Origin of the sequence: Collinsella aerofaciens, from assembly GCF_027679495.1 — a bacterium.
GTDB lineage: Bacteria > Actinomycetota > Coriobacteriia > Coriobacteriales > Coriobacteriaceae > Collinsella > Collinsella aerofaciens_AK.
This window is the reverse complement of sequence record NZ_JAQEKC010000009.1, coordinates 45,108-70,378: the sequence shown is the minus strand read 5'-3', so window position 1 is coordinate 70,378 and position 25,271 is coordinate 45,108. Positions and strand designations below refer to the sequence as shown.

24 protein-coding genes and 5 tRNA genes are annotated in these 25,271 nt (G+C 57.8%); 16 read left to right on the top strand and 13 right to left on the bottom strand.

Annotated elements, in window-relative coordinates; genetic code table 11:
• Positions 1-76 precede the first annotated feature (76 nt).
• On the top strand, positions 77-1,129 hold the full coding sequence (rlmN, locus tag PGW49_RS05005) for a dual-specificity RNA methyltransferase RlmN (protein WP_270225768.1): 1,053 nt from the start codon (positions 77-79) through the stop codon (positions 1,127-1,129).
• A gap of 199 nt (positions 1,130-1,328) precedes the next feature.
• Here rlmN and PGW49_RS05000 read toward each other — a convergent pair whose 3' ends face one another.
• The 9 genes from PGW49_RS05000 to rpmH form a co-directional block, all read right to left on the bottom strand.
• Positions 1,329-1,583 (bottom strand): hypothetical protein, encoded by a 255-nt coding sequence (locus PGW49_RS05000; RefSeq protein ID WP_149926478.1) that lies wholly within the window; start codon positions 1,581-1,583, stop codon positions 1,329-1,331.
• A complete protein-coding gene (locus PGW49_RS04995; RefSeq protein ID WP_270225766.1) occupies positions 1,573-2,478 on the bottom strand; it encodes a ParB/RepB/Spo0J family partition protein in 906 nt (301 codons plus the stop codon). Before PGW49_RS04995 ends, PGW49_RS05000 begins: the two co-directional genes overlap by 11 nt.
• The gene (locus PGW49_RS04990; RefSeq protein WP_270225765.1) at positions 2,471-3,271 is read right to left on the bottom strand and encodes a ParA family protein; all 801 of its coding nucleotides are present in this window, start codon (positions 3,269-3,271) and stop codon (positions 2,471-2,473) included. The genes PGW49_RS04995 and PGW49_RS04990 overlap by 8 nt, the downstream gene beginning before the upstream one ends.
• Before the next feature lie 134 nt (positions 3,272-3,405).
• On the bottom strand, positions 3,406-4,071 hold the full coding sequence (gene rsmG / locus PGW49_RS04985) for a 16S rRNA (guanine(527)-N(7))-methyltransferase RsmG (protein ID WP_270225764.1): 666 nt from the start codon (positions 4,069-4,071) through the stop codon (positions 3,406-3,408).
• 168 nt (positions 4,072-4,239) lie between these two features.
• On the bottom strand, positions 4,240-4,809 hold the full coding sequence (locus tag PGW49_RS04980; RefSeq protein ID WP_022093802.1) for a Jag family protein: 570 nt from the start codon (positions 4,807-4,809) through the stop codon (positions 4,240-4,242).
• Between the two features lie 44 nt (positions 4,810-4,853).
• Entirely contained in the window at positions 4,854-5,624 is a 771-nt protein-coding gene (locus PGW49_RS04975) for a YidC/Oxa1 family membrane protein insertase (protein ID WP_270225763.1), read from the bottom strand.
• A 29-nt stretch (positions 5,625-5,653) separates the two neighbouring features.
• On the bottom strand, positions 5,654-5,878 hold the full coding sequence (gene yidD / locus PGW49_RS04970) for a membrane protein insertion efficiency factor YidD (protein ID WP_082222962.1): 225 nt from the start codon (positions 5,876-5,878) through the stop codon (positions 5,654-5,656).
• Positions 5,875-6,213, bottom strand: coding sequence for a ribonuclease P protein component (gene rnpA / locus PGW49_RS04965; RefSeq protein ID WP_006236191.1), 339 nt, complete (start codon positions 6,211-6,213; stop codon positions 5,875-5,877). Before rnpA ends, yidD begins: the two co-directional genes overlap by 4 nt.
• Positions 6,214-6,233: 20 nt before the next feature.
• The gene (gene rpmH, locus PGW49_RS04960; RefSeq protein WP_019127408.1) at positions 6,234-6,368 is read right to left on the bottom strand and encodes a 50S ribosomal protein L34; all 135 of its coding nucleotides are present in this window, start codon (positions 6,366-6,368) and stop codon (positions 6,234-6,236) included.
• A gap of 345 nt (positions 6,369-6,713) precedes the next feature.
• On the opposite strand from rpmH, the gene PGW49_RS04955 reads away from it, so the two are divergent.
• From PGW49_RS04955 to typA, 14 genes are all read left to right on the top strand, one after another.
• Positions 6,714-8,060: an ATP-binding protein gene (locus PGW49_RS04955; protein ID WP_270225761.1), complete on the top strand. Its 1,347-nt coding sequence runs from the start codon at positions 6,714-6,716 to the stop codon at positions 8,058-8,060.
• A 15-nt stretch (positions 8,061-8,075) separates the two neighbouring features.
• Complete coding sequence (locus PGW49_RS04950) at positions 8,076-9,800, top strand: DnaA ATPase domain-containing protein (RefSeq protein WP_333494007.1); 1,725 nt, start codon at positions 8,076-8,078, stop codon at positions 9,798-9,800.
• Between the two features lie 238 nt (positions 9,801-10,038).
• Complete coding sequence (gene dnaN, locus PGW49_RS04945) at positions 10,039-11,142, top strand: DNA polymerase III subunit beta (protein ID WP_270225760.1); 1,104 nt, start codon at positions 10,039-10,041, stop codon at positions 11,140-11,142.
• 10 nt (positions 11,143-11,152) lie between these two features.
• Positions 11,153-12,259, top strand: a complete 1,107-nt coding sequence (recF, locus tag PGW49_RS04940; RefSeq protein WP_270225759.1) for a DNA replication/repair protein RecF — start codon at positions 11,153-11,155, stop codon at positions 12,257-12,259.
• Positions 12,246-12,809, top strand: a complete 564-nt coding sequence (locus PGW49_RS04935; RefSeq protein ID WP_052043969.1) for a DciA family protein — start codon at positions 12,246-12,248, stop codon at positions 12,807-12,809. The genes recF and PGW49_RS04935 overlap by 14 nt, the downstream gene beginning before the upstream one ends.
• A 105-nt stretch (positions 12,810-12,914) precedes the next feature.
• Positions 12,915-14,945, top strand: coding sequence for a DNA topoisomerase (ATP-hydrolyzing) subunit B (gene gyrB / locus PGW49_RS04930; RefSeq protein ID WP_022094340.1), 2,031 nt, complete (start codon positions 12,915-12,917; stop codon positions 14,943-14,945).
• 41 nt (positions 14,946-14,986) lie between these two features.
• Positions 14,987-17,698 (top strand): DNA gyrase subunit A, encoded by a 2,712-nt coding sequence (gene gyrA / locus PGW49_RS04925; RefSeq protein ID WP_270225778.1) that lies wholly within the window; start codon positions 14,987-14,989, stop codon positions 17,696-17,698.
• Between the two features lie 297 nt (positions 17,699-17,995).
• Positions 17,996-18,072 (top strand) — tRNA-Ile (locus PGW49_RS04920).
• Between the two features lie 67 nt (positions 18,073-18,139).
• Positions 18,140-18,215, top strand: a tRNA-Ala gene (locus tag PGW49_RS04915).
• A 4-nt stretch (positions 18,216-18,219) separates the two neighbouring features.
• Positions 18,220-18,296, top strand: a tRNA-Ile gene (locus tag PGW49_RS04910).
• 159 nt (positions 18,297-18,455) lie between these two features.
• Positions 18,456-18,956 (top strand): bifunctional nuclease family protein, encoded by a 501-nt coding sequence (locus PGW49_RS04905; RefSeq protein WP_035136508.1) that lies wholly within the window; start codon positions 18,456-18,458, stop codon positions 18,954-18,956.
• Positions 18,957-19,346 carry a hypothetical protein gene (locus PGW49_RS04900; RefSeq protein WP_161115599.1) on the top strand — a complete coding sequence of 130 codons (390 nt, stop codon included), beginning with the start codon at positions 18,957-18,959 and terminating at the stop codon, positions 19,344-19,346.
• A 30-nt stretch (positions 19,347-19,376) separates the two neighbouring features.
• A complete protein-coding gene (locus tag PGW49_RS04895) occupies positions 19,377-19,826 on the top strand; it encodes a hypothetical protein (protein ID WP_035136509.1) in 450 nt (149 codons plus the stop codon).
• Between the two features lie 117 nt (positions 19,827-19,943).
• A complete protein-coding gene (typA, locus tag PGW49_RS04890; RefSeq protein WP_006235837.1) occupies positions 19,944-21,782 on the top strand; it encodes a translational GTPase TypA in 1,839 nt (612 codons plus the stop codon).
• A 127-nt stretch (positions 21,783-21,909) separates the two neighbouring features.
• Here typA and PGW49_RS04885 read toward each other — a convergent pair whose 3' ends face one another.
• The 4 genes from PGW49_RS04885 to PGW49_RS04870 form a co-directional block, all read right to left on the bottom strand.
• Positions 21,910-23,055 carry a bactofilin family protein gene (locus PGW49_RS04885; RefSeq protein ID WP_270225757.1) on the bottom strand — a complete coding sequence of 382 codons (1,146 nt, stop codon included), beginning with the start codon at positions 23,053-23,055 and terminating at the stop codon, positions 21,910-21,912.
• Positions 23,056-23,161: 106 nt separating this feature from the next.
• The gene (locus tag PGW49_RS04880) at positions 23,162-23,851 is read right to left on the bottom strand and encodes a trimeric intracellular cation channel family protein (RefSeq protein ID WP_229025829.1); all 690 of its coding nucleotides are present in this window, start codon (positions 23,849-23,851) and stop codon (positions 23,162-23,164) included.
• Positions 23,852-24,220: 369 nt separating this feature from the next.
• Positions 24,221-24,311, bottom strand: a tRNA-Ser gene (locus PGW49_RS04875).
• 48 nt (positions 24,312-24,359) lie between these two features.
• Positions 24,360-24,450 (bottom strand) — tRNA-Ser (locus tag PGW49_RS04870).
• Between the two features lie 504 nt (positions 24,451-24,954).
• Here PGW49_RS04870 and rpsF point away from each other — a divergent pair.
• Entirely contained in the window at positions 24,955-25,248 is a 294-nt protein-coding gene (rpsF, locus tag PGW49_RS04865; protein ID WP_006235831.1) for a 30S ribosomal protein S6, read from the top strand.
• The last annotated feature ends 23 nt before the right edge of the window (positions 25,249-25,271 follow it).

Below are 25,271 nucleotides of genomic sequence, written 5' to 3'. Positions count from 1 at the left end.
CCTCCTCTATAATTTCTGCAGCTGATACCATATTGTAGCGATACCCTCTACGTTTCCCCAAAATCGAAAGGCTTCCATGAATCCCAGGACTAAATCTCAGGACATTCGCGACTTGAGCCAAAACGATATTCGCGAGCTCGTGGCCGAGCTTGGCCAGCCCGCCTTCCGCGCGAAGCAGCTCATCGAATGGGTCTTTGAGAAGAACGTTTGTTCGTTCGACGACATGACCAACCTTCCCAAGGCTTTCCGCGAGCAGCTTAAAGAGGCTTTTGCCTTTGATACGCCGACTGAACTCACCAAGCAGGTTTCCAAAGATGGCTCGCGCAAGTATCTGCTCGAGTACCACGACGGCATTTCCGTCGAAACTGTCGGTATGCCCCGTCGCAACAAGCTTTCCGTCTGCGTTTCCACCCAGGCAGGCTGCGGCATGGGCTGTGCCTTTTGCGCTACCGGCCTCAACGGCCTCAAGCGCTCTCTGACCGCTCAAGAGATCGTCGACCAGGTACTTCATGTATCCAACGACTTTGGCGAGCGCGTCACGAGCGTTGTCTTCATGGGCCAGGGCGAGCCGTTTGCCAACTACGACGAGGTTCTCAAGGCGTTGCGAATCCTCAACGACCCCGATGGCATCGGTATCGGTGCTCGTCACCTCACCGTCTCTACCAGCGGCGTTATTCCCGGTATTCGCAAATTTTCCGACATCCCCGAGCAGTTCACGCTTGCCGTTTCCCTGCATTCCGCCATCCAGTCGACACGCAATAAGCTAATGCCCGGTGTTAAGAAGTACACGCTACTTCGCCTTCACGAGGCGCTTCAACTCTACACCGAGAAGACTGGCCGCCGCCCGACCTATGAGTATGCCATGATCGAAGGCGTCAACGATACGAATCCCGAGATGCAGGCGCTCTGCGACTTCTGCGAGGGAACGTTGTGCCACGTTAACCTGATTCAGCTTAACGACATCGAGGGCAGCCCGCTCAAGCCGTCGCCGATTCATAAGGTTGAGGATCTTCAGCGTCGTCTTGAGTCCCGTGGCATCGAGACCACGATTCGTAACTCCCGTGGTAACGATATTGACGCCGCTTGCGGACAGCTGAAGCAGCGCTTCAAAGTTCAGAAGAACGCATAGGGGAGTCGCACCCCAAAACGTTTCATGTGAAACATCGAACGGCCCTGGTTACAGGAGATGCAACCGGGGCCGTTTTATTTATTGACCTTAATTTTGAATCAGCTGCTACCTGTCCCATTTTTTACGGCCAAAATAAGGGGTCCTTGCCTCGTGAATCAGACAAGGACCCCTCAAAATATGCTAAGTAATTGTTAGGTACCTAATAGCCTACATTTTCCCATTGGTTACTAACCCAACCTTGATTAATCTTGGGATTCTTCGTTACCTGAGCCGTACGCATGGCAACATCTTCTGTCATAACATCCATTTTCTTCTTGGATGTATCGACAATATCTTGCGCACTACGAAGCAAACGACCTCGAAGTTCATCGTCTGTCGCGATCTTATAGCCAGCAAAGGCACCAGCCGCGACAGTCGTCGCCAATGCAATCGCAGTTAAAATCCTATTCCTCATCTTGGCCTCCTTGATCAAACTGAATCATTTCGCCAAGAATACGAGAGAGCTCTTCCTCGTCTTTAAACTCAATCTCAATCTTATTCTTTCCACGCGAGCTCTTAACACGCACGTTGGTATTAAAAACCTGACGAAGCACGCGGGCAGCCTTTTTAAAAGACTGAGGCGTTGCAGGCCTCGGCGTCTTAGGTGTCTCTCCGGCAGAAAACAACGGAGCAAGATTTTCTGTCGCTCTTACGGAAAGGCCCTCTGCAACAACCTTCTCTGCAAGTCGAATTCGAGCTTCCTCATAGGGAACCGCAAGAATCGCACGTGCATGACCAGCAGTAAGTTTGCCCTCAAAAATCATCTGCTGAACAACTTCAGGGAGATCGAGAAGGCGCAGCGAGTTTGTAATTGCAGAGCGTGACTTGCTGACTGCCTTCGACAATGCCTCCTGGGTCATACCGCTGGCATCGATAAGCTGGCGATAGCCCTTAGCCTCTTCGACGGGATTCAGATCAGAACGCTGAAGGTTTTCGATCAGAGCAAGAGCCAGCATCTCTTCATCATTAACATCTTTAATGATGACAGGCAGCTCCTCAAGACCAGCAAGCTTTGACGCTTGGTAACGACGCTCACCAGCGATGATCTCATAGCCGTTTCCATGCTTGCGAACCAAAAGCGGCTGCAAGACGCCATGTTCTTGGATTGATTCGCTCAACTCACGAAGTTCAGTTTCGTTAAAGTGAATTCGCGGCTGATTAGGGTTGGGAACGATATCCTCAATAGGTAGTTTTGTTTCAGATGCGGCATTCGAAGCCGATGCAGCCGAACCACCGGTCTCATACTCGGCCTCTGAGACCAAAGCATTGAGTCCACGTCCCAATCCGCCACGTTTCTTTACACTAGGCACGCTTGATCACCTCTTGTGCAAGGTTCATATATGCTTTTGCACCCTTATTTTGAGGTGCATAGGTAATTACCGGTTCCCCAAAAGACGGAGCTTCGGAGATTTTAACCGTACGGGGGATCAACGTCTTAAATGCCTTATCACCAAAGTACGATTGAACCTCCTCAACAACCTGATTCGATAGAGAAGTACGCGAGTCATACATGGTCATAAGCACACCGTAGGTGTCTAAGCCCTTGTTCAGACGAGATTTGACCATCTTCATTGACTCAAGCAGCTTCGTAACGCCCTCGAGTGCGTAATACTCGCACTGGATCGGAATCAAAACGCTGTCTGCTGCGGTCAAAGCGTTGATAGTAAGCAGGCCGAGCGAAGGAGGGCAGTCAATGAAAATAAAATCGAACTCGTCCTGAATCGGCTCAAGCAAATCTTTGAGACGGGTTTCACGAGCAATTGCGCTTACGAGTTCAATTTCCGCGCCTGCAAGCTGAATTGTAGCCGGAATTACGAATACCTTTTTGCAATTTGTATCAAGAACAAGCGATTCTGCCGGCACATCATTCAACAATGCATCATAGATGCAGTGATCAAGGTCTTCTTTTTCAATTCCGAATCCACTGGTGCTGTTTCCCTGCGGATCAAAATCGACAATCAGTGTCTTACGACCCTGCTCACCCAGTGCTGCTGCAAGGTTTACAGCCGTCGTTGACTTACCGACGCCGCCTTTTTGATTGATGATTGCAATGATACGCGTGTCTTTTGCGCTCTTAGAACGCTTAACGTCGCGAAATCCCACGGTCCCTCCTGGTGTGTATTAAAGCTGTCAAACGGAGGATGTTTCACGTGAAACATTCCGAATCGATAGCAACTGCTATGTTTCACGTGAAACACTGCAAGCTGTTAGTATCCATTATGTTTCACGTGAAACATCTAGGCAAGCGGATTCTTCTTTGCCATGCCATTTGCACGAGGCAATGAAACGGATGCTGAATGACTCTTCTTAAGAACAATGAACTCCCTGTGACCCAAGCCTTCAGGCAAATCAATTGCGTCATTCAGAAGCAAAGTGAAGCCGCAAATCTTAGCTGCTGACATGCCGGAAGCAAGCTCCTCATCCGAAGGATTGCCCTTGGTGATAACAAATAGCCCTCCATCCTTCAGGTACGGAGCCGCATACTCAACAAGAATCGGTAAAGGGGCCAGTGCGCGGGCGGTTACAACGGAGAACTGCTTCTTATGGCTTCGAGCATATTCTTCAAGACGATCATGGACCGCATGAGCATGTTTCAATCCAAGAGCATGGACAAAGGAATTGACTGCATCAACCTTCTTGCCAACAGAGTCAATATAAGTTGCTTTACGATGCGTGGTTATAGTTAATGGAATACCAGGGAAGCCCGCACCTGTTCCCATATCGAGCAAAGCTCCCTCAGGAGCCTTATTGATATAAGGGAGCAAAACAAGTGAGTCAAGGATATGAAGTACTGCAGCATCTTCTACGTTAAGAATACGGGTGAGATTGGTTGTCTTATTTATTTCCAGAACCAAATCCAAATGCTGAATACATTTCCTCAGCTCAACATCAGTTACGCTCAAGGAATACTCTTTGCAATAGGAAGTTAGACGACACAACATCTCGTCAGCCTGCTGATCAGTAAGTACTAACAACGAAAGCTCCTTTCTGACAAAAATCAGTGTATCGAGAACTTTTGACAAAAAAAGGGGACGTGGAAACCACGTCCCCTTAGCATAAGCTCGAGTAGATTATCGAGCAACAATCACTACATGGCGATCAGGGTCAGAACCCTCAGAATGAGTATCGACCGCATCATTGCCACGAAGTGCAATGTGAACCAGTCGGCGCTCGTAGGCATTCATGGGCGGAAGCGAAACACTCTTGTGAGTGCGGATGGCGCGCTCGGCAGCAGACTGAGCCATGGAGGCAACCTTGTCCTGACGGCGGCTCTTGTATCCCTCGACGTCCACTACAACCGGATACCTAAAGCCAAGCTTGCGGCTCACCAGCAAAGAGAACATAACCTGAAGGGCATCAAGGGTGCGACCATGACGGCCAATGAGAACAGCAAGATCGGGAGCCGTTACATCCAGAATCAGCTCACCCTCGTCACCCTCATACTCATCGATAGGAGAGTTGGCGGCATCGAAGTGCGAAAGGATGGAACGCAGGATGGAAATCGCAACATCGGCAATGGTGTCGAGCTCCTCATCGGTCAGCTCTTCACCAGCCTTGTAGCGCTGTGCAATCTCGGGATAATCGCCCGCGACCTGCGGGGCAACCTCCTCAAGCATATCCTCGATGATCTCTTCAGACATAACGTACTCCAAAAGTTAGGTACCTAAATAAGATTGATATCCCACTACTTCTTCTTGTGCGGGCGCGGCTTCTTCTCTCGACGAGTGACCTCAACCTGCAGCGGCGCGTTCTTAAGACGCTCCTCCTCATCGGCCTTGGCCTTCTCGATAACCTTCTGCGTCACAAAAATCTGCTGGATAACCTGCCAAGCAGACGAGACGTCGTAGTACAGCAGAACACCAACGGGAAGGCTCCAGCCCATCCAAAGCATCATGACCGTCATGACAACAGCCATCATACGCATGCTCTGAGCCTGCTGGCCGGTCTGGTTGCGCGACATATAGAGCTGCGGAATCAGGGTCAGGACGGCGAACAGAATCAGGCAGACCAGCGCAGGCAGCGCAACCATAAAGCCATCGGCAAAGGAAGCGCTCGGCGTGGTGGTCAGGTCGGGCAGGATGTTGAAGAACGAGAACGTGCCGTCGTTAAAGTACTGCGGCAGGTTGCGCAGCAACGTAAACAGGGCGAACAGGATAGGCATCTGAATCAGCAGCGGCAAACAACCAGCCATCGGGTTGAACTTGTTCTCGCTGTAGAACTTCTGCATCTCCTCGGCCTGGCGCTGAGGATCGTCGGCATAGCGCTCCTGGATCTCGAGCATCTTGGGCTGCAGCACCTGCATGCGAGCCGTCGACTTGGTCGACTTGAGCATAAGCGGCGTCAGCAGCAGACGGATGATGACCACCAGAATGATGATGGACAGGCCCCAGTCGACCGCAAAGGTCTGGATGAGCTTGAGCAGCTCGAAAAGGATGTTAACGATCCAATCCCACATGTAAGTTTTCCTCCGATAGCGAGTGCCCGCTAGGGCACAGGGTCATAACCGCCGACGTGCAGGGGATTGCAGCGAGCGATGCGCCTCACGGCAAGCCAGCAGCCTCTCAAAACACCGTGCTTCTCAATCGCCTGGATGGCGTATTGCGAGCACGTTGGGTAATAAATGCAGGCGTCAGGCAATAAGGGCGAAATAACCTGTTGATATATGCGAATAGGAGCGATGGCAACACGTCGCAAAACGTGATTGCTCATCGCTCCTCCCCGGCAACGCCGGCGCGCTTCATAAGCGAACGCAACGCCTTGTCCATCTCCTGCGGCGAGGAAACCCTCGTCTTGGGAGTTGCAAACAAGATGATGTCATAACCCGCAACGGGAAATCCGCAGCTGCGGGCGGCCTCGCGCATCACACGCTTAGATCGGTTGCGCACGACGGCACAACCGAGTCGCTTAGCACCAACGAAGGCGACCCTTCCGGAGTCGCCTTCGCCAACCGATTCACATATGGTCATTCGAATCAGAGGGTGATTGAAACGACGCCCCTGACTGAACACATGCTCGAAATCTTGCCGAGACTTAATAGTCTTCATGCGAGATGTGTGTATCGCTGCTAGACAGTGAGACGCTTGCGGCCCTTGGCGCGACGACGGGCGAGCACGGCACGACCACCCTTAGTGGCCATACGGGCACGGAAGCCATGGGTCTTGGCACGCTTACGCTTATTAGGCTGATACGTACGCTTCATCTTAAGTTCCTCCTGCTGCATTTCGAGTGTCCGCGGGGACGCGGACGCAGATATAGACACGTGAGCTTGAAGATTGTAGGGAAATCAATGTTCAAATGTCAAGAAATCAAAGGTAAAAGGTTGCGCAGTTCACACGGTTCCCCCATAAGCACAACCGAAATTTGCGCCTCATGGCAACCTTTCACGATATTTCATCGAGTTTTCAACAGGTCATGTTGGCAATGTTGAAAACTTTTCGCCCGTTTTCCAAAGTTTTCAACAAGTTTTGAAAAGTTGTCGAAAGATGAGAAACGTTGCACGGTGAGCTACTATTTGTTCGAAACCTTTTGAAAGATTGCGAGCGGCATGTCTGACGACTTTTACACCATGGTCGATTCCGGAGACCCGGCACCCGACAACGAGCACATCACCGGCGTGCGCGAAGAGCGTGCGGAAGGCGAGCAGACGACCACGCAGGCGCCAAAAGCCATGTACGCCGCGCGCATCGCCGTCTATGACGACATGCTGTCGACACCGCGGGTGATCGTCATTGATCCGCAAGATGTCCGCACGTATTTGGAAGAGACGACCAACACCGTCTACCAGTGCATGAAAGAACAAGGTGGCCATATCTCGCTCATGGTCATCCGCGAGATTGTCGAAAACTTTATCCACGCACACTTTGCAGAGCCCATCATCTCGATTCTGGACGGCGGAGACACCATCCGCTTTGCTGACCAAGGACCCGGCATCGACGACAAGGAACGCGCTTTCGACTTTGGCGTTACCAGTGCAAACAGCAAGATGAAGCGCTATATCCGTGGAACCGGAGCAGGGTTTCCCATGGTGCAGGAGTATTTGGAAAACGCCGGCGGTGCCGTATCCATCGAGGACAACATGGGTAGCGGTACCGTGGTTACGGTAAGCCTGGACCCTAAACGCGTGCAGGAAATCGAGCGCGCCGGTGGACGCGGTGCTGCCGTGCGGCCCGAGACGGAGCAGCCCACATATCCCCTGCCGGGAGCTTTTGCGCAGCAGCCCATGGCAACGCAGCAGATGCAGCCCCCCGTGAGGCAGATGCAGCAGCCCGGAATGCTTCCCACACAAGAGCCCCAGGCGACATCGATGCCGCCAAACATGCCAGAGGCCGTGCCGCTGGCGGATCAGGATGCAGCAGCAATGCAGCAGGCGACGGGCGCACCGGGTGGCCAGCAAATGGGCTATCAGCCGTACCAACAAGGATATCCATATCAGCAGATGCCGCCACTGGGGTACGGCCAGCAGTTCCCGCAGCAGTACCAGCAAGGATATCAGCAGCCGTACCAGCAGATGCCGCAGCAGCAGTACAACCCCTGGGCCCAGCAGATGCCTCCGCAGCCTTACCAACAGTGGCCTCAAAGTTTTCAACAGCAAATGCCACCGATGCAGAGTTCTCAACAACCAGCAGCTCAAATGATGTATCCTAATGCAGCAAATCAGCATGCGCAGCCACAACCGGACGTGTTCGTAAGCGATCGCGGCAACGCCGCGCTGGGCTATCTGGCGCAAAATCAAGCGTGCGGTGCAACCGATCTGGCGAGGGCGTTTGGAAACTCGGCCCCCACTTGGTCACGCACGCTCAATGACTTGGCGCAGGCCGGCTTGGTCATCAAGCATGGCCAGAAATACCATCTGACCGAACTCGGCGCCGCTCGCGTGCGAGCTCAGAGCTAAAGAACGGGAGAGACAGTGGACGAGGAAGCAAGCATCATCCTGGGGGATGCCATCGCCTTTTGCCAGCGCGACGGCCAAGATGCACGCCTCATCAACATGCTGGGGCAATCGCGCGCCATAAGCCTGACCGAAGATACGCTCACGATCGAGGCCCCCTCGCGCTTTGCCATCGCGCAGCTCAAAAAGCATCAGCCGACTATTGAGGCCTATCTGGAAGAAATCGCCTTTGCACCGATCGCGCTCGACATCGTGGCACCGCAAGGCGCCGCAACGGAATCCGCTGCCGCGACGGCGCCTGCCACGGCTCCCGCCGCTTCCCCGGCGGCACTGGCCTCCGCAGGCGACGCGCCGACAATCGAGCACCAGCACAGCGATGTTTCCCGTGAAACCATGGCACCGTTGCCGACCGCGGCGGCGACGTCAACGAACGCACCCGTCACGCACATGCCTATCGCTCACGACGCAGCGGCGGGCGCGGATTCGGGCATTGCAATCAAGAACACGCTCTCGGCCGATGATTTTCGTCGCATGATGAACCAGATGAAGGGCGGAGCGCCGACTAAATCCACGCAAGCTGCGACCCCCGCTTCACCCATACCGGCGCCGACCGTGCCGGCCGAGCAGAATACGGATGGAGCCCCGCTCGCCGCGAACTCAAAATTTACCTTTGAGAACTTTGTCTACGGCCCCGAAAACAGCCATGCCTATCGCTCGGCACTCAAGTTTGCCGCCCTCGCGGACGAGCGCGGCACGTGCACATCACTGTTCATCTACGGCAAATCGGGCCTGGGCAAGACGCACCTGCTGCTTGCCATCAAAAACGAGCTCGCCGAGAAGTCGCCCGAGATCAAGGTCAAGTATGCAAACTCCCAGGCATATCTGGACGACCTGATGACCGAGTTCGACCGCCAAAAGAAGAGCAACGCCCCCATCATGCAGGCGTACCACGGCGTGGACGTGCTCATCATCGATGACATCCAAAACATCATCGGCAAGCGCGCGAGCGTGGACTACTTTTTCCAGCTCATGGACGAGTTCATCCGCAACAACAAGAAGGTCGTCATCGCGGCAGACCGCGCCCCCAAGGACCTGAGCATGGACGAGCGTCTGACCAGCCGCTTCAACGCCGGCATGCTCTGCCTGGTCGCAGAGCCCAGCTACGAGATGAAATACAAGATCTTGCAGCGCTATTACGAGAACACCATCGTCGCCGCTCCCGAGGCAGGCGACGACTCGCTGCTGGCGGCCTATGGGGGCGACGGCGGACACCTGACCGACGAGCACTTTAAACACATGGCCGAGGTCTCGGGCACCAACATCCGCGAACTCGAGAGCTTTTGCGAGCGCTGCGCCGGCGAGGCGGGCGACCGCGAGCGCGAGGGCGGGGAGCTCACCTTTGACGATATCGACGCCATCGCCAGCCAGTACTTCGACACATCGGCCAAAAAGATCAACGTCCAGACGGTTCAGTCCGTCATCGAAGAGCAGTACGGCGTGACGCACGAGGAGCTCATCGGCCCGCGTCGCAACGCCAATATCGCCAAAGCACGCCATATCGCTATCTACCTGGCCATCGAGATGTGCGAGATGACGACCACGGCGGTGGGCGCCGAATTTGGCAACCGCAACCACTCGACCGTCAGCACGAGCTACAAAAAGGTCCAGAAGATGATCCAGGAAGACCGTACCGTCACCGAAGACCTCAAATCGCTGCGCGATAAAATTACACTGCGCTCGTAGGGAAATAGAGACACCTGTTGAAAACTTGTCGAAACCATGGGCATAAGGTGTCTAAAACCCAACCCGCGGTGGTGAAAAGTTTTGCGCAGGTTTTGAACGTGGAAAACCACCCCCGTTGCACACAGGTTGCTGTCGATTCTCTTTCTGGGTCTGACCTGCGTCTTTGGGAGTAATCAACAGTTTCGTCAGTGCTATTACTATTATTAAGATATTTATATCTAAAGAAAGGTATTAAAAGATGAAGTTCACCGTCAGCCAGAGCTCGCTTACACAAGCCATCGGCGTCGTTATGAAGGGTGTCGCTTCGGCGTCCACCCTTCCCATCCTGTCGGGCGTGCTCGTCAAGGCGCAAGACGGCATCTTGGAATTCCAGACCTCTAACTACACCATCTCGATCCGTCATCGCATCGCGGCGCATGTCGAAGAAGAGGGTGAGATGGTTATCCCCTGTAAGATGCTCTCCAATATCACCAAGACCCTCCCCGATGCCCCGGTCACCTTTGAGCTGTCCGAGCGCCAGGTGCTGATTGGTTGCGAGAAGAGCTCTTTCCGCCTGAACACGCTCGATGTCAATGACTTCCCCGAGTTTCCGGCCTATGCCATCGAGAGTGCCGTGGAGCTGCCGACCGATATCTTGTCCGAAATGGTCGGCCGCGTGTGGCGCGTCACCTCGACCGACAAGGCCCGCCCCATTCTGGGTGGCGTGCACATGAAGGTCGAGAACAACACCGTGCGCCTGGTGGCGACCGATTCCTTCCGCTTGGCCGTGTGCGATACGCAGGTCGAGACCTCGACTCTCGAGGGCTCCTTTGAACTCAACGTTCCGGCCGACGCCTTTAACGACGCGCTGAACATCATGGCCAGCCAGGCGACCATCATGATCGGGGCTACCGACACCCAGGTCGTCTTCGAGGCCGGCAACACCACCTACGTGTCGCGCCGTATCGAGGGCATGTACCCCAACTACAAGCAGCTCATCCCCGATTCGTGCGTGACGAGCGTCAAGATCGACGTCGCCGCCTTTAACGCCGCCCTCAAGCGCGTGGCCGTTATCGCGAGCGCCAACCCCGCCGTCAAGTTCGAGATCGATGTCGAGAACGGGCAGATGGGCCTGTCCTCCATTTCCAATGACCAGGACCTTGCGCAGGAGACGATCGATGTCGAGGCCGAGGGCGAGTCGGGCATCATCGCCTTCAACTACCACTACATCTTTGGCTGCCTCAATGCCCTGTCCAAGGAGAAGGAGATCACGCTGGAGCTCAAGAGCTACTCGCAGGCGGGCATCTTCAAGTCCTACGACAAGATCAACTACCTGTACCTGGTTATGCCGGTCCGCATCTAGCAACCGCCCTATGACCATGTTCGCCCGCGATCTTTCCGTCGCGCACTACCGCAGCTTCGATAGTTATCGCCTTGCCCTGGACGAGGGCGTGACGATACTTGCGGGACCCAACGCGGCGGGAAAGACCAATCTCATAGAGGCGCTGCAGCTGCTGACGAGCGGCGCCTCGTTTAGGCATCCGACCGCAGCCGAGCTCGTCCATGATGGCGTGGGCTCGTGCAAGGTCGAGCTGAGGCTCGAGGGCGACGGCCGCGTGCTTGATATGGGATTGAGCGTGGAGGACGGTAAGCGCTCGTTTAGCCGCAACGGCAAGAGGTGCTCTGCCGCCGGTGTGCGCGGGGCTCTGCCGAGCGTGCTGTTTTGCCCCGACCATCTGGACATGGTTAAGCGAGGCGCCAGTGTGCGCCGCGCCGCCCTCGATGACTTTGGCATGCAGCTGAGCGCACGTTATGCCGATCTTGCGAGCACCTATGGACGCTGCGTGACCCAGCGTAACGCCCTGCTCAAGGAGACCTGGTGCTGTCGCGAGATGCTCGGCGCGTGGAACGATTCGATTGCCCGCGCGGGCTCGGCCCTGCTTGTGCACCGGTTGGCCCTGCTCGACCGGCTGGCGGGCCATGTGCACACTGCCTACGGGCAAGTGGCATCCGGTGAGGCTGCCAACGTGACCTATACGTCCACGCTGGGGGATTTGCCCCAGGTCGATGATCGCGAAGAGCTGAAGGGCTGGGCGTACGAGCGCATGCTGACTGCCCTTGATGAGCACGCCGACGAGGAAATTCGCCGCGGCGTGACGTTGGTGGGACCGCATCGCGATGAGATTGAGTTTACCGTGGCGGGTCGCTCCGCCCGTTCATTTGCCAGCCAAGGTCAGCAGCGAACGTTGGTTCTGGCCTGGAAGGTGGCGGAGGTGGCCGTGGCTCGCGATGTCCTGGGCACCGCCCCGTTGCTGCTTTTGGACGACGTGATGAGCGAACTCGACGGCGAACGCCGCGGTGCTTTTCTGCGGCTGATCGGCGATGATATCCAGACGGTCATAACCACGACCAACCTGGGGTATTTTACCGATGACCTGCTTGATCGAGCCAAGGTGGTGAGCATGGGTGAGACGTGCTAATTACGAGCGCGAGAGCGAAACGGTTGCCTTCAGTGGATTTTTGAACGCAGAGCGTCAGCGCATCCTGGCGGCCGCGACACCTGAGCGCCGCGCGCAGATGGAGGCTGCCGAGGAGTCGCGCGCGGTCTATCGCGCGTGGAACGCGGTGTGCTCGGGCACGCGCGAGGGGCGGCATGTGACGGGCTTGCGCTACCTGCCCGAGTCCAATGAGCTGCTGGTATATCTCGATTCGCCCTCGTGGACGCAGGAAATGACGCTGTTGCGCGAGATCATCCGCGCGCGCATGGAGCGCGCCGGTGCGCATGTGGACGGCCTGGTGTTCAAAACCACCGCGCCGGGTCACACGCCGCCCGCCGCCAAGCAGCGCCTGCGCCCGGCGACGACCGAGCGCCCGCCGGCCCCGCACGCCGACCTAAGTGAGGCCGAATGCACCGAGATTGAGCGCCAAGTGGCGCCCATCGAAGACCAAAAACTGCGCGAGGCCCTCGAGAATGCCATGAGAGCCAGTGCCGAGTGGGCCAAGGGCGTAGAAAGCAAAAAAGAGCCTTAAATCGCATCTGGTGGCCTTGTAGAGCCAAATACCCTCGTTCCTGAGGGTATTTTTTTACGATAAACTAGTAAGGCTGTACACATTTTCTTGACTGAAGGAGGACGTGTGGCAAACGAAAACGATTACGATGGCGGCGAGATTAAGATTCTCGAAGGTCTCGAGGCCGTTCGTAAGCGCCCGGGCATGTATATCGGCTCGACGAGCGCCAGCGGTCTGCATCACCTGGTGTGGGAGATCGTTGACAACTCCGTCGACGAGGCCATGGCCGGTTTCTGCACCGAGATCCAGGTGACGGTCCACGCCGACAACTCCATCACGGTCGTCGACAACGGGCGCGGCATCCCCGTCGACGAGCACCCTGTTAAAAAGATCCCGACGCTCGAGGTCGTCATGACGATCTTGCACGCCGGCGGTAAGTTCGATAACTCGGCCTATAAGGTTTCGGGCGGCCTGCACGGCGTTGGCATCTCCGTCGTCAACGCACTGTCCAAGCGCGTGGTCGTTCAGGTTCGTCGCGACGGCAACACCTACGAGATGGAGTTCTCGCGCGGCAAGACCGTTAAGAAGATGGAGGTCGTGGGCACCTCGGATTCGACGGGCACCACCGTCACCTTCTGGCCCGACGACGAGATCTTCGAGACCTGCATTTACGATTTCGATACGCTGCACAACCGTCTGCAGGAGACGGCGTTCCTCAATAAGAACCTCAAAATCGTGCTGACTGACGAGCGCGAGTCTACTCCCCACGTGGAGGAGTTTTGCTACGAGGGCGGCATCATCGACTTCGTCAAGTTCCTTAACGAGGGCAAGGACGTCCCCGAGGCCTTTAAGGAGCCTATCTACATCGAGGGCAAATCGGACCCGGACGCACCTGTGGCCAAGATGGGCGAGGTTGAGGTTTCCCTGCAGTGGAATAGCGGCTACGGCGAGAACGTCATGTCGTTTGCCAACGACATCTACACCCCCGAGGGCGGCATGCACCTTGAGGGCTTCCGCACCGCGCTCACCCGCGTGATCAACGACTATGCGCGCAAGCAGAACCTGCTCAAGGAAAAAGACGCCAATCTGACCGGCGACGATGTGCGCGAGGGCCTTTCGGCCGTTATCTCGGTCAAGCTGCCCGATCCGCAGTTTGAGGGCCAGACCAAGGCCAAGCTCGGCAGCTCCTATATGCGCGCGCTGACGCTCAAGATCGTGACCGACGGCCTTGCCGATTACCTCGAGGAGCACCCTAAGCCCGCTCGCGAGATCGTCAAGAAGGCGCAGCAGGCCTGCAAGGCGCGCAATGCCGCCCGCAAGGCGCGCGAGGCGACCCGCCGCAAGAGCCTGCTCGAGACGGCGTCCCTGCCCGGTAAGCTCGCCGACTGCTCGGTGCGCGATGCCGAGCTGACCGAGCTCTTCATCGTAGAGGGCGACTCGGCAGGCGGTTCGGCCAAGGACGGCCGTCGCCGAGACATCCAGGCGATTCTGCCCCTGCGCGGCAAGATTTTGAACGTCGAGCGCGTTGGTGACCATCGCGCGTTCTCGAGTGACACCATCCAGTCGCTGATTACCGCGATCGGCTGTGGCGTCACGACGAGTGCCGGCGACGGCGGCGATTTCGATATCACCAAGGCGCGCTACCACAAGATCATCATCATGACCGATGCAGACGTCGACGGCGCGCATATCCGCATCCTGCTGCTGACGTTCTTCTACAAGTACATGCGTCCGCTGATCGATGCCGGCTACGTCTATGTTGCCTGCCCGCCCATCTTTGGCATTAAGGTGCGCAACAAGATCCACTACGTGTATCCCAACGGCCGCCAGCCCGAAGACGAGATCCTGCGCGATACCATCCAGAGTCTGGGCCTGAACCCCGATGATAACGACGAGGACGGCAAGGCCAAGGACGGCAAGATCACCAAAAAGCGCAAGGGCTATACCGTCCAGCGCTACAAGGGCCTGGGCGAGATGGACCCCAAACAGCTTGCCTCGACGACGATGGACCCAAAGACCCGCATTCTGCAGCGTGTGTCGATCGAGGACGCCGTGGTGGCGGACCGCGCCGTGCGCGAGCTGATGGGTTCCGAGGTCGGCTATCGCCGCGAGTACATCGAGAAGCATGCACATGATGCACGATTCCTTGACGCTTAAGAGGAGGTAACGTGGCAGACGATATCAACAACAACGAGGGTATGGGCGAGGCCGGCGATGCCGGTATGCCCGATGATCTGAAGCGCCTGCTTGCCCGTGCTGAGCAGGGCGAGGACGGCGATCCGGACGCCTATAACCCCGATGCCGATGATGATGAGGAAGAGGACGACGACGGTGAGCTCGAGGAGAGCTTTGGCGAAGTCGATCGTGGCGCCTCGGCCGGCGAGGACATCAACGGCGGCCAGCTCCAGATTTCGGAGTTCGGTCGCGAGATGAAGCAGTCGTTCATCGAGTATTCGATGTCGGTTATCACAGCGCGTGCCCTGCCGGACGTGCGCGACGGCTTAAAGCCGGTACACCGCCGCATCCTGTACGCGATGAACGAGAGCGGCATCTACCCCAACCGCCCACACAAAAAGTCGGCCTGGACGGTCGGCGAAGTTATCGGTAAGTACCACCCGCACGGTGACTTTGCGGTCTACCAGGCCATGGTCCGCCTGGCGCAGTGGTTCTCCATGCGCACGCCGCTCATCGACGGTCACGGCAACTTCGGCAACATCGACGGCGACGGCGCGGCGGCCATGCGTTACACCGAGAGCCGCCTGGCCAAGCCCGCCATGGAACTGCTGCGTGACTTGCAGAAGGATACCGTCGACTGGCAGCCCAACTACGACGAATCGCTCGCCGAGCCCGTGGCACTGCCTGCGCGCTTCCCCAACCTGCTGGTCAACGGCAGCCAGGGCATCGCCGTCGGCATGGCCACCAACATCGCCCCGCATAACCTCACCGAGGCGATCGAGGCCACCTGCTACCTGATCGACAACCCCGACGCCACCGTCGACGAGCTCATGCAGATCATGCCCGGTCCGGACTTCCCCACCGGCGCCATCATCATGGGCAGCGCCGGCATTAAGCAGAGCTACGAGACCGGCCGCGGCTCCATTACCGTGCGTGCCAAGGCACATGTGGAGTCCACCAAGACCGGCCGCAGCCGCCTGGTCTTTACCGAGATTCCCTACATGGTCAACAAGGGCACCCTGCAGGAGAAGATCGCCCAACTCGTCAACGACAAGCGCATTGAGGGCATCTCGGATATGCGCGATGAGTCCAACCAGAAGGGCATCCGTCTGGTCATCGAGCTCAAGAAGGGCGTCATTCCGCAGGTCGTGCTCAACAACCTGTATAAGTACACCTCGCTGCAGACGACCTTTGGCGCCAACAACCTGGCACTCGTCAACGGCGTTCCCAAATGCCTGAGCCTGCGCGAGATGCTGCAGCACTACATCGACCACCAGGTCGACGTCGTCACCCGCCGCACCCGCTTCGACCTTAAGAAGGCCCAGGCCCGCGCGCATATCCTCGAGGGCTACCTGATGGCCCTTGACCATATCGACGAGGTCATTAGCATCATCCGCTCCTCGCAGACCGACTCCGAGGCCAGCAGCCGACTGATCGAACGCTTTGGCTTTACGCCCGAGCAGACCACGGCCATCCTCGAGATGAAGCTGCGCCGCCTGACCGGCCTGGAGCGCGACAAGATCCAAGAAGAGTTGGACGGCCTGCGCCGCGCCATCGCCTACTACGAGGACCTGCTGGCGCACGAGGAGAAGATCCTGGGCGTCATCAAGGAAGAGATGCGCGAGATCTCCAAGAAGTTCGGCGACAAGCGCCGCACCGAGATCAGCCAGGTTGAGAAGGACCTGGATGTCGAGGACCTCATCGCCGACGAGGATATGGTCGTGACCATCACCCACACCGGCTACGTTAAGCGTATCCCGGTGGCCGCCTACCGTGCCCAAAAGCGCGGTGGCAAGGGCGTGTCGGGCGTCAACCTCAAAGAGGACGACGTCATCGACGAGATGTTCATCGCGTCCACGCACGAGTACGTGCTGTTCTTCTCGAGCAAGGGCAAGGTCTATCGCCTGAAGGTGCACGAGCTGCCGGTGGGTACGCGCCAGGCGCGCGGTACCGCGATCGTCAACCTGCTGCCCTTCGAGGAGGGCGAGAAGATCGCGAGCGTCATCAGCTGCCGCGAGTTCCCAGCCGACGAGTACCTGATGTTTGCCACCAAGAGCGGCATGGTCAAGAAGACCGTGATGAGCGCATATGACCGCAGCCGTCGCGACGGCCTGATCGCTATCAACCTGCGTGACGACGACGCGCTGCTGAACGTGCGCCGCGTGCGCGAGGGCGACAAGATTATCCTGGCCACCACCGCGGGCAAGGCGATCATGTTCTCCGAGGAGCAGGTGCGCGCCACCGGCCGCGATACCAGCGGCGTTCGCGGTATTAGTATGAAGGACGGCGTGAGCGTTCTGGGCATGGAAGTCACTAACGGCAACGGCGATCTGTTCGTCATCACCGAGCGCGGCTACGGCAAGCGCACGCCGGTCGCGGACTACCCGGAGCAGAATCGCGGCGGTCAGGGCGTCTACACCATTCAAATGACCGAGCGTAAGGGTAACCTCGCGGCCATGAAGACGGTGGGCCCGCAGCACGAGCTGTTTATCGTGACGGAGGGCGCGACGGTCATTCGCGTCAAGACCGACGAGATCAGCCAGACCGGCCGCGCCACCCAGGGCGTCAAGATGATGACCGTCGACGACAACGACCGCATCTGCGCCGTGGCCCGCATGACGGCCGCCAAAGAGAAGCCCGAAGGCGAAGCCACGGAAAACGGCTCTGCCCCCGAAGAAACCCCTGTCGATCTAGGCGACGGCAACGACATGCCAGAAGATCTCCTAGACGAGTAAGAGGCCCTAGCTGGTAGAAAATATCAGACCCCATATATCGGCGGTCGGCGCACTGCGCGCCGACCGCTTTTTTGAAAACCTTGGGACCCCATGGTCGCTGGGCTGGCGAGGTGGTTTTGGTTTGTCGCGAGTTCCGCACGCAAAGAAGGCCACTTAATGTGGCCTTCGTCTTGCGCAGGACTGTCCGAGCAGCAAACCAAAACCATCTCGCCAGCCCAGCGACCACCCCTCCCAAAGATTTTCAAAAAAGTTGTTGACGCGCGCGTAACGACTCGTCTAATATATCCCTTGCGCGATGGACCTGTAGCTCAGTTGGTTAGAGCGTCCGGCTGATAACCGGGAGGTCACAAGTTCGAATCTTGTCAGGTCCACCACTTTCTTTCGCAATAAACACCCCAGCGAGAGCCGAGTCGCCGCTGGGGTGTTTATTACTGTCTCCGTGGGGGTTTAGCTCAGCTGGGAGAGCGCGGGCTTTGCAAGCCTGAGGTCAGGGGTTCGATCCCCCTAACCTCCACCATGATGGACCTGTAGCTCAGTTGGTTAGAGCGTCCGGCTGATAACCGGGAGGTCACAAGTTCGAATCTTGTCAGGTCCACCATCAAAACTGTGAAGAGCCCTGAGGCGTTGCCTCGGGGCTTTTTTCTTGTCTGCGATAAATCTCATTTTGGTTTTGTGTGCTGTGCGAAAGATTGGGTAGTATAGCTATTCAATGCGGCAACCCTGCCGCGTGTTAACCGCTACGTACCGGAGGTGTTCCATGGTTCGTGTCGACATAGAGACCATCGTCATGGCCGCCGGTCCCGTGCCATCGCTTATCGTGCTTCGCGAGCGCTGCAGTAAATCGGACTCGCCCGCGCCGTTGCGTTCCCTTTCCATTCAGACTGGTTCGTTTGAGGCTGCTGCCATTAGCCGTGGCATCGATAGTGGCCGCGCCGAGCGCCCGATTACCCATGACCTGCTGCTCGATACTGTTAGCGCCCTGGGCGCCAAGCTCGAGCGCATCGAGATCGTTCGCGCCGAGCCGCCGGTGTTCTACGCGACGATCGTTGTGCTGGTCGATGGCGACGAGCGCAAGATCGACGCCCGCCCCAGTGATGCCATTGCCCTTGCCGTGCGCAGCAATGCTCCCATGTTTGTGGAGGATGACATCATGAATCGCTTGGGCACTGTTTCTACCCATGCCGAGGAAGTTGACGACGAGCAGGAGTTCGAGAAGTTCGACGAGTTCGTCCATACGCTCTCCCCCGATGATTTCTAAATGCGGGGCGGCCAGGTTGCGGAGCGTTCGCTGATGGCCGGCGGCATGTCTGCCGAGGCGGCGGCTATCGCGCGTGAAGCCCAGATGCGCTCGGAGGCATCCGAGGCGGCTCGCATTGCCTATGTGACGCAGGCCCGCACGCTTCGTGAACGCCGCGGCTCGTTTATCAAGATGGTTGTCATCTCCGTCCTTGTCGCGGCAATCTGCTCGCGCCTTCGTGGTACAGTTGGTGCGCTTGGGTTTTCGATCTCTACGGGCCTGGTGATCTGGGGTGTGGTCGACGCGGTAATGCTGACTAGTCAGATCAAGGTGCTCGACAAGCGCGCGATGGATATGATGCGCGCCCGCGACGCTGCCGCTAAGATCGCCGCCGAGGCACAGGAACTGTAACGACGCCGGACTCGATGGGAAGGTCTAAAGATGGCACAGGATATGCAGGACGCCGGTAACGTCTCCGCCGAGCTCGACGCCATGGTGTGCGATCTGATCGGCGCCTTCTTGGACGACCTGGCCGCGGGCGAGAACCCGGGCGTGGTCGTGGCAATCGAGGACGCTGCTTCCAACCGATATCTGGCGGCGCTCGACGAGGACGGCGAAGAGGCGTGCCTGGAGGCGGCCACCAACTTTATCTCCGAGCACAAGATGGGCCTTAAGGACGAGGGCCTGGGCCGCATCGCCCGTTACGCCATCGGCTACACCGGTTGTGTCGAGATCGATGGCGGCTACCATGACGCCCTGCTCGTGAGCTTCTTCGAAACCACGCTCGAGAGCGGCTTTTCGGCATACGTACTGTACGAGGGTGTGGGCGCCGGCGATGGTTTTATGTGGAGCGACCCTGAACCTGCAGGTGAGGAAACCCCTCTAATCTAAAATCGCTAAAATAAACGAGTTTTCGGTAAAAGGCTCAATATTCCCGCTGAGCGTTGTGTTGCTGGGCGGGTCGCATACGCGTGCCGGTTGTATATAGATAGAAGATAGGGGAACTACATGCGCGTAGACAATCTGAGGAACATCGCCATCATCGCTCACGTCGACCACGGCAAGACGACGATGGTCGACAAGCTCCTGCGTGCCACGGACGCCTTCCGTGCCAACCAGCAGGTCGAGGACCGCGTCCTGGATTCTAACGACCAGGAGCGCGAGCGCGGCATTACGATTCTCGCCAAGAACATCTCTATCGAGTACAAGGACGTTAAGATCAACGTCATCGACACTCCGGGCCACGCCGACTTTGGCGGCGAGGTCGAGCGCGTGCTGCGTATGGCCGACGGCGCCCTGCTGCTGGTCGACGCCTTTGAGGGCCCCATGCCCCAGACCCGCTTCGTGCTGCGTCACGCTATCGACACCGGCCTCAAGATCATGATCGTCATCAACAAGATTGACCGTCCGGGTGCTAACCCCGAGAAGGCCTACAACGACTGCCTGGACCTTATGGCCGACCTGGGCGCCACCGACGACCAGCTTGAGTTCGCCATGGAGCACGTGGTCTACGCCAGCGCTATGAATGGCTTTGCCCGCCTTGATCCCAACGACGGCAACATGGACATGTATCCGCTGCTCGATATGATCATCGACGACATGCCCGCGCCCGAGGTTGACGAGAACGCCCCGCTGGCCATGCAGTGCGTGACCATCGACCACTCCAACTTCGTTGGTCGTATCGGCATCGGCCGCGTGTACTCCGGCACCATCCACCAGGGCGACCAGATCCTGGTTGTCAAGAACGACGGCTCCAGCGCTACCGCCACCGTCAAGCAGCTCTTTACCTTCGACTACCTGGGCCGCACCGAGTGCCAGGAAGTCGGCGCCGGCGACATCGCCGCTGTCGTGGGCATCGACCGCACCGATATCGGCGATGTCTACACCGATCCCGAGAACCCCGTCGAGCTCGAGCCCATCGAGATCGACCCGCCGACCCTGTCCATCGTCTTCGAGGCTTCGACCTCCCCGCTCGTCGGCCGCGACGGCGACATCGTGGGCGCCCGTCAGCTCAAGGAGCGCCTGTTCAACGAGGCCGAGAACAACGTGACCATGAAGATCGAGGAGCTCGAGGACAAGAGCGGCGTCGAGGTCTCGGGCCGCGGCATCCTGCACCTGTCCGTCCTGATGGAGTCCATGCGCCGCGAGGGCTTTGAGTTCCAGGTCGGCCGTCCCCGCGTCCTGTTTAAGAAGGACGAGAACGGCAACAAGATGGAGCCTGTCGAGCAGGCCGTCGTCGAGTGCCCGGACGAGTACTCGGGCAAGGTCGTTGAGGTCTTCGGTACCTCCGGCGGCATCATGACGAGTATGGACACCTCGGGCATCGTGACGCACCTCGAGTTTAAGATCCCGACCCGCGGCATCATGGGTCTTAAGAACCGCATCATGAATGTCACCCACGGCGAGGGCGTGTTCTACCACACCTTCCTGGAGTATGGTCCCTACGCCGGCGAGATCGGCAACCGTCAGAACGGCGCCATGATCTCCATGACCACCGAGAAGGCCGTTGCCTACGCTCTGGGTACGCTGCAGGAGCGCGGCCAGCTGTTTGTTGAGCCGGGCACCGAGTGCTACGAGGGCATGATCGTGGGCGAGCGCAGCAAGGCTGGCGACATGGTCGTCAACATCGCCCGTACCAAGAACCTGGGCAACCAGCGTTCCTCGACCTCCGATATCTCCGTCCAGCTGGTGCCGCCCCGCACCTTCTCGCTGGAGGAGGCGCTGGAGTACATCGCCGACGACGAGCTGGTCGAGATCACTCCCAAGAACATCCGCCTACGCAAGCGTCTGCTCAACGCCACCGACCGCAAGAAGGCTGCCGTCCGCGCCGGCCAGGTCAACAAATAAGCGCTGGGCTTTATAGCGTCTAACAAGAAAGGGCGTCGACCGCGATGGTCGGCGCCCTTTTTGGTTCAGGGGGCAGGTTCGTTTGCGCCGCCACAAAGGTGCTTGGCATCTTTGTGGCAGTTAGCTGCTAAGCGGTGGGGAGTCCCGGCGTGTTAGTCGGCTGCTGCGACTTGAGGCGGGCGTTGCGCCAGATGATCTGGATGATGTAGCCGAGCATAAAGACAAAGGCCACACCGCTGATGAAGCCGCCTACGAGGGGAAGCCCTGTGAGGGCGCCTGCGGCGATGCCACCCACGGCTGCCATGGCGTAGCGGTTTTGGCTGTGTCCGACCATGCGGGCGATCGCGCACCCCGCAAAGGCGTTCGACACCAATGCGATGCCGATAACGCCGCACATGAGGGCTCCGGCAAGCGATAGACCAGCGATGGAGATAATCAGCAGTAGGACGGCGGGGACGATAGCAATCGTGCCCAGAAGACCGCTCACCCACAGGGGCGTGGGGCGCTGGTGGAGCATGCCGGCGGCGCTGGCGGTCGCGCGCGGAAAGACGAGCTCGAGTAGCAGGGCGACAAAGCAGGTGGAAAGCGCCACGGCGACGGTGCCGCCGATGACATCGTTAACGGTGGAAGTATCCTCGTTTTCGGTGCGGTCGATCTTGAGCGCGCCGACCTCGGCTCCCGCGGCGCGCTCGGGGTCCTCGGAGACGTGCGCGTTCACGGTGCCGGTGATGTGGGCGTTCTTGCCCAGGATGAGCTTGTCGGCCCAAACCTCGACATCGCCATCGACGGTGCCATCGATGGTTACCGTGTCGCCCGCAAGCGCTGCCGACCTGGCGGAGCCGCGCAGGGCAACCGTCTCGCCCATCGCATAGAAACAGTTGGCGGTGCTGTCGGAATTGAGCACGACATGCTGACCGGCTACCGTCACACTGCCATCAACCGTGGTCTTGGCGATGTCGATGGTGCGCGCCGCCAGGCGAATGGCGCCGCCTACGGTGCAGTCGCGAATCGATAGGCTCTCGCCCGCCGCGATAATATCGCGGCCGATGGAGGCATCGTCCAAGTTGAGGGCCTGGCCGGCCCAGTACAGGTCACCATCGACGCCGGACGGATTGGCGTCATTGTCGGTCGCAAGTACATTGCCTGCGGTGTCCGTGCCGGCGAACGACGCCGTGGGAAGCACGGTGATCGCCAGCGCGATGAGCGCGAATAGGATGGTGATGCGGCCCCACGCTTTACGGCGCTGGCTCGACGGGAATTGATTGCAGGGCATAGTGAATCCTTTGTTAGATACTCGGCATATACCTAACAGGGTACCCAACGCGTGGGCGCTCTAAAAGAACCTCTCGGTTGCATTTCGAAGGGTCGTGCCGTGCTGTCTACTTTTTACGGTGCAAAAAGCGCGCGATATCTTCTTCGGTGGGGCTTTTGATGTCAAAGCGCAGCGAGAGCCAGCGCAGACCCATGGTCACGACAACGCATACGACCAGCGCGGCGACATTGCTCATGATGCCGCTCATAACGAGACACACATAGCTTGTCGATCCGGCGATGGCGGCGATGGCATAAAAGTTAGTACGTTGGAAAATGCCCGGAACCACGCCCATAAAGCCGTCGCGCAGCATGCCGCCGCCCACCGCGGTAAAAAAGCCCATCATGATGCACACCGCCGGCGCAAAGCCGTAGACCAGCGCCTTGTCTGCGCCGGTTGCCGCATAGATGCCGACCGAGATGATGTCGAGCAAGGGGATGAGTTTTTCGGGCTTGTCGACGATAGCCGGGAAGATATAGATGATGGCTGCCGTGGCAATGGAAAGCGGGAGCGCCATCGGCTGGTTGAGGATGTAGACGTTGCCTACCTGCAGCGTCATATCGCGCAAAAGACCGCCGCCCAGTCCACAGACCACGGCGAGCGCGACGGCGCCCACCAGGTCGAGTTTGTGCTCGCGTGCGACCAACACGCCCGAGATCGATGCCGCGACGACGGCGAACATCTCGAGCCAAAACGGGATGGCAACCATGGCATCCGAGGCGTGTGCGGTAACGATCATAGCGGCGGCAACGGGCAAGATGGGGTCCTTTGAGTAACGGGTTTAGACAATGCCCGTACATAGTACATGTTCGGCGCCGATTGCGACCCTATTGCTCGGCAAACGGTCGGGACTGGGTACGGTCATAGGTTCCATGTTTGGGGATCCGGGTTGATGCTGAACGCGATGGGGGCGTGGTCGAATAGGAGGGATGTCCAAATTTTGAGCTCCGCTCAAAATTTATCCGGTCGGCTTGCGCCGACCGCGCTGCGCTAAAAACGCGCCACGGGCGCGTTTTCTTTACGCTCCGCGCCCTGGCGGGTTCGAATCCCTCCTCCTCCGCCGTATTTGCTTGTTAGGGACTCAAAACAAAAAAGCTCCCATTCCCGGGAGCTTTCTCAACCAAAATGGCGGAGGAGGAGGGATTCGAACCCTCGTGACCTTATACAGGCCAAACGGTTTTCGAGACCGCCGCATTCAACCACTCTGCCACCCCTCCGCGTGGGGTAAAAACAAAGCAGGCTCGAAGGCCTGCTTTGGAATTAACTGGCGGAGAGTCAGGGATTTGAACCCTGGAGACGCTTTTGACGCCTACACGATTTCCAATCGTGCTCCTTCGGCCACTCGGACAACTCTCCGTTAAATGCGAAAGTCAGTATACACGAGGAATCGCAAAGTGCAAACAGAAAAGTTGGCATTTTTTAAAACGCTTGGCCGCGCTTGGCGTTGCAGTGGGGTTTGAGGTGCCAAAAAACGGCTTCCGACCAGCGTGGTTGATCAACTCAATTGTTCAAAAGGGGTATTCATAAGCGACTTGGCAATGAATTTAAAAATCTTTGGGTGGTGCTGTGGACCACTGGTATGCATTTTGCGACCACAGCCTTGTGCCCGTTGACCTGCGGCTTGGCTCAGCTTGTCCCCACGGCACCGTATCTTGTCCACAGATCTGTCAAGCTTTTGGTCGGCATTTGGTTGGAATGCGCATGAAACGTGGTGCGAGTATGGGCATATGTGGAGGTCATGAGGTTGTAGCTGCAAATTATTGCAGCCTAGGAGGTTGAAAGATATTATTACCAAGTCTTTTCCTGCTTCAGGCGCACCTTCACGACCTGAAGCCACATTTGCCCAGAGGAGGTGACAATATGAAGGCTTATGAACTGCTGTTCTTTGTTGACCCGTCGCTCGACCCCGAGACTCGTCTCGCTGTTATGAAGCGTATCGATACCACGATCGCTGAGGGCGCTGGCAAGGTCGACTCCGTTGACGAGTGGGGCAAGCGCAAGCTCGCCTACGAGATCAACGACCTCACCGATGGTGACTACACCCTCATCAACTTCCACGCAGATCCTACCCAGATCGCCGAGCTTGATCGCGTCCTGCGCATCACCGACGCTGTGGTCCGCCACATGATCGTCCGTCGCGACGACCAGGAGTAAGACTGTCGTTTTGGACTGGGCTT

Excerpts from the sequence above, each read along its gene's own strand:
- rlmN (WP_270225768.1), top strand. The coding sequence starts at position 77 with ATGAATCCCAGGACTAAATCTCAGGACATTCGCGACTTGAGCCAAAAC.
- PGW49_RS05000 (WP_149926478.1), bottom strand. The coding sequence starts at position 1,583 with ATGAGGAATAGGATTTTAACTGCGATTGCATTGGCGACGACTGTCGCG.
- PGW49_RS04980 (WP_022093802.1), bottom strand. The coding sequence starts at position 4,809 with ATGTCTGAAGAGATCATCGAGGATATGCTTGAGGAGGTTGCCCCGCAG.
- PGW49_RS04975 (WP_270225763.1), bottom strand. The coding sequence starts at position 5,624 with ATGTGGGATTGGATCGTTAACATCCTTTTCGAGCTGCTCAAGCTCATC.
- yidD (WP_082222962.1), bottom strand. The coding sequence starts at position 5,878 with ATGAGCAATCACGTTTTGCGACGTGTTGCCATCGCTCCTATTCGCATA.
- rnpA (WP_006236191.1), bottom strand. The coding sequence starts at position 6,213 with ATGAAGACTATTAAGTCTCGGCAAGATTTCGAGCATGTGTTCAGTCAG.
- rpmH (WP_019127408.1), bottom strand. The coding sequence starts at position 6,368 with ATGAAGCGTACGTATCAGCCTAATAAGCGTAAGCGTGCCAAGACCCAT.
- PGW49_RS04955 (WP_270225761.1), top strand. The coding sequence starts at position 6,714 with ATGTCTGACGACTTTTACACCATGGTCGATTCCGGAGACCCGGCACCC.
- dnaN (WP_270225760.1), top strand. The coding sequence starts at position 10,039 with ATGAAGTTCACCGTCAGCCAGAGCTCGCTTACACAAGCCATCGGCGTC.
- recF (WP_270225759.1), top strand. The coding sequence starts at position 11,153 with ATGACCATGTTCGCCCGCGATCTTTCCGTCGCGCACTACCGCAGCTTC.
- gyrA (WP_270225778.1), top strand. The coding sequence starts at position 14,987 with ATGGGCGAGGCCGGCGATGCCGGTATGCCCGATGATCTGAAGCGCCTG.
- PGW49_RS04905 (WP_035136508.1), top strand. The coding sequence starts at position 18,456 with ATGGTTCGTGTCGACATAGAGACCATCGTCATGGCCGCCGGTCCCGTG.
- PGW49_RS04900 (WP_161115599.1), top strand. The coding sequence starts at position 18,957 with ATGCGGGGCGGCCAGGTTGCGGAGCGTTCGCTGATGGCCGGCGGCATG.
- PGW49_RS04895 (WP_035136509.1), top strand. The coding sequence starts at position 19,377 with ATGGCACAGGATATGCAGGACGCCGGTAACGTCTCCGCCGAGCTCGAC.
- typA (WP_006235837.1), top strand. The coding sequence starts at position 19,944 with ATGCGCGTAGACAATCTGAGGAACATCGCCATCATCGCTCACGTCGAC.
- PGW49_RS04885 (WP_270225757.1), bottom strand. The coding sequence starts at position 23,055 with ATGCCCTGCAATCAATTCCCGTCGAGCCAGCGCCGTAAAGCGTGGGGC.
- rpsF (WP_006235831.1), top strand. The coding sequence starts at position 24,955 with ATGAAGGCTTATGAACTGCTGTTCTTTGTTGACCCGTCGCTCGACCCC.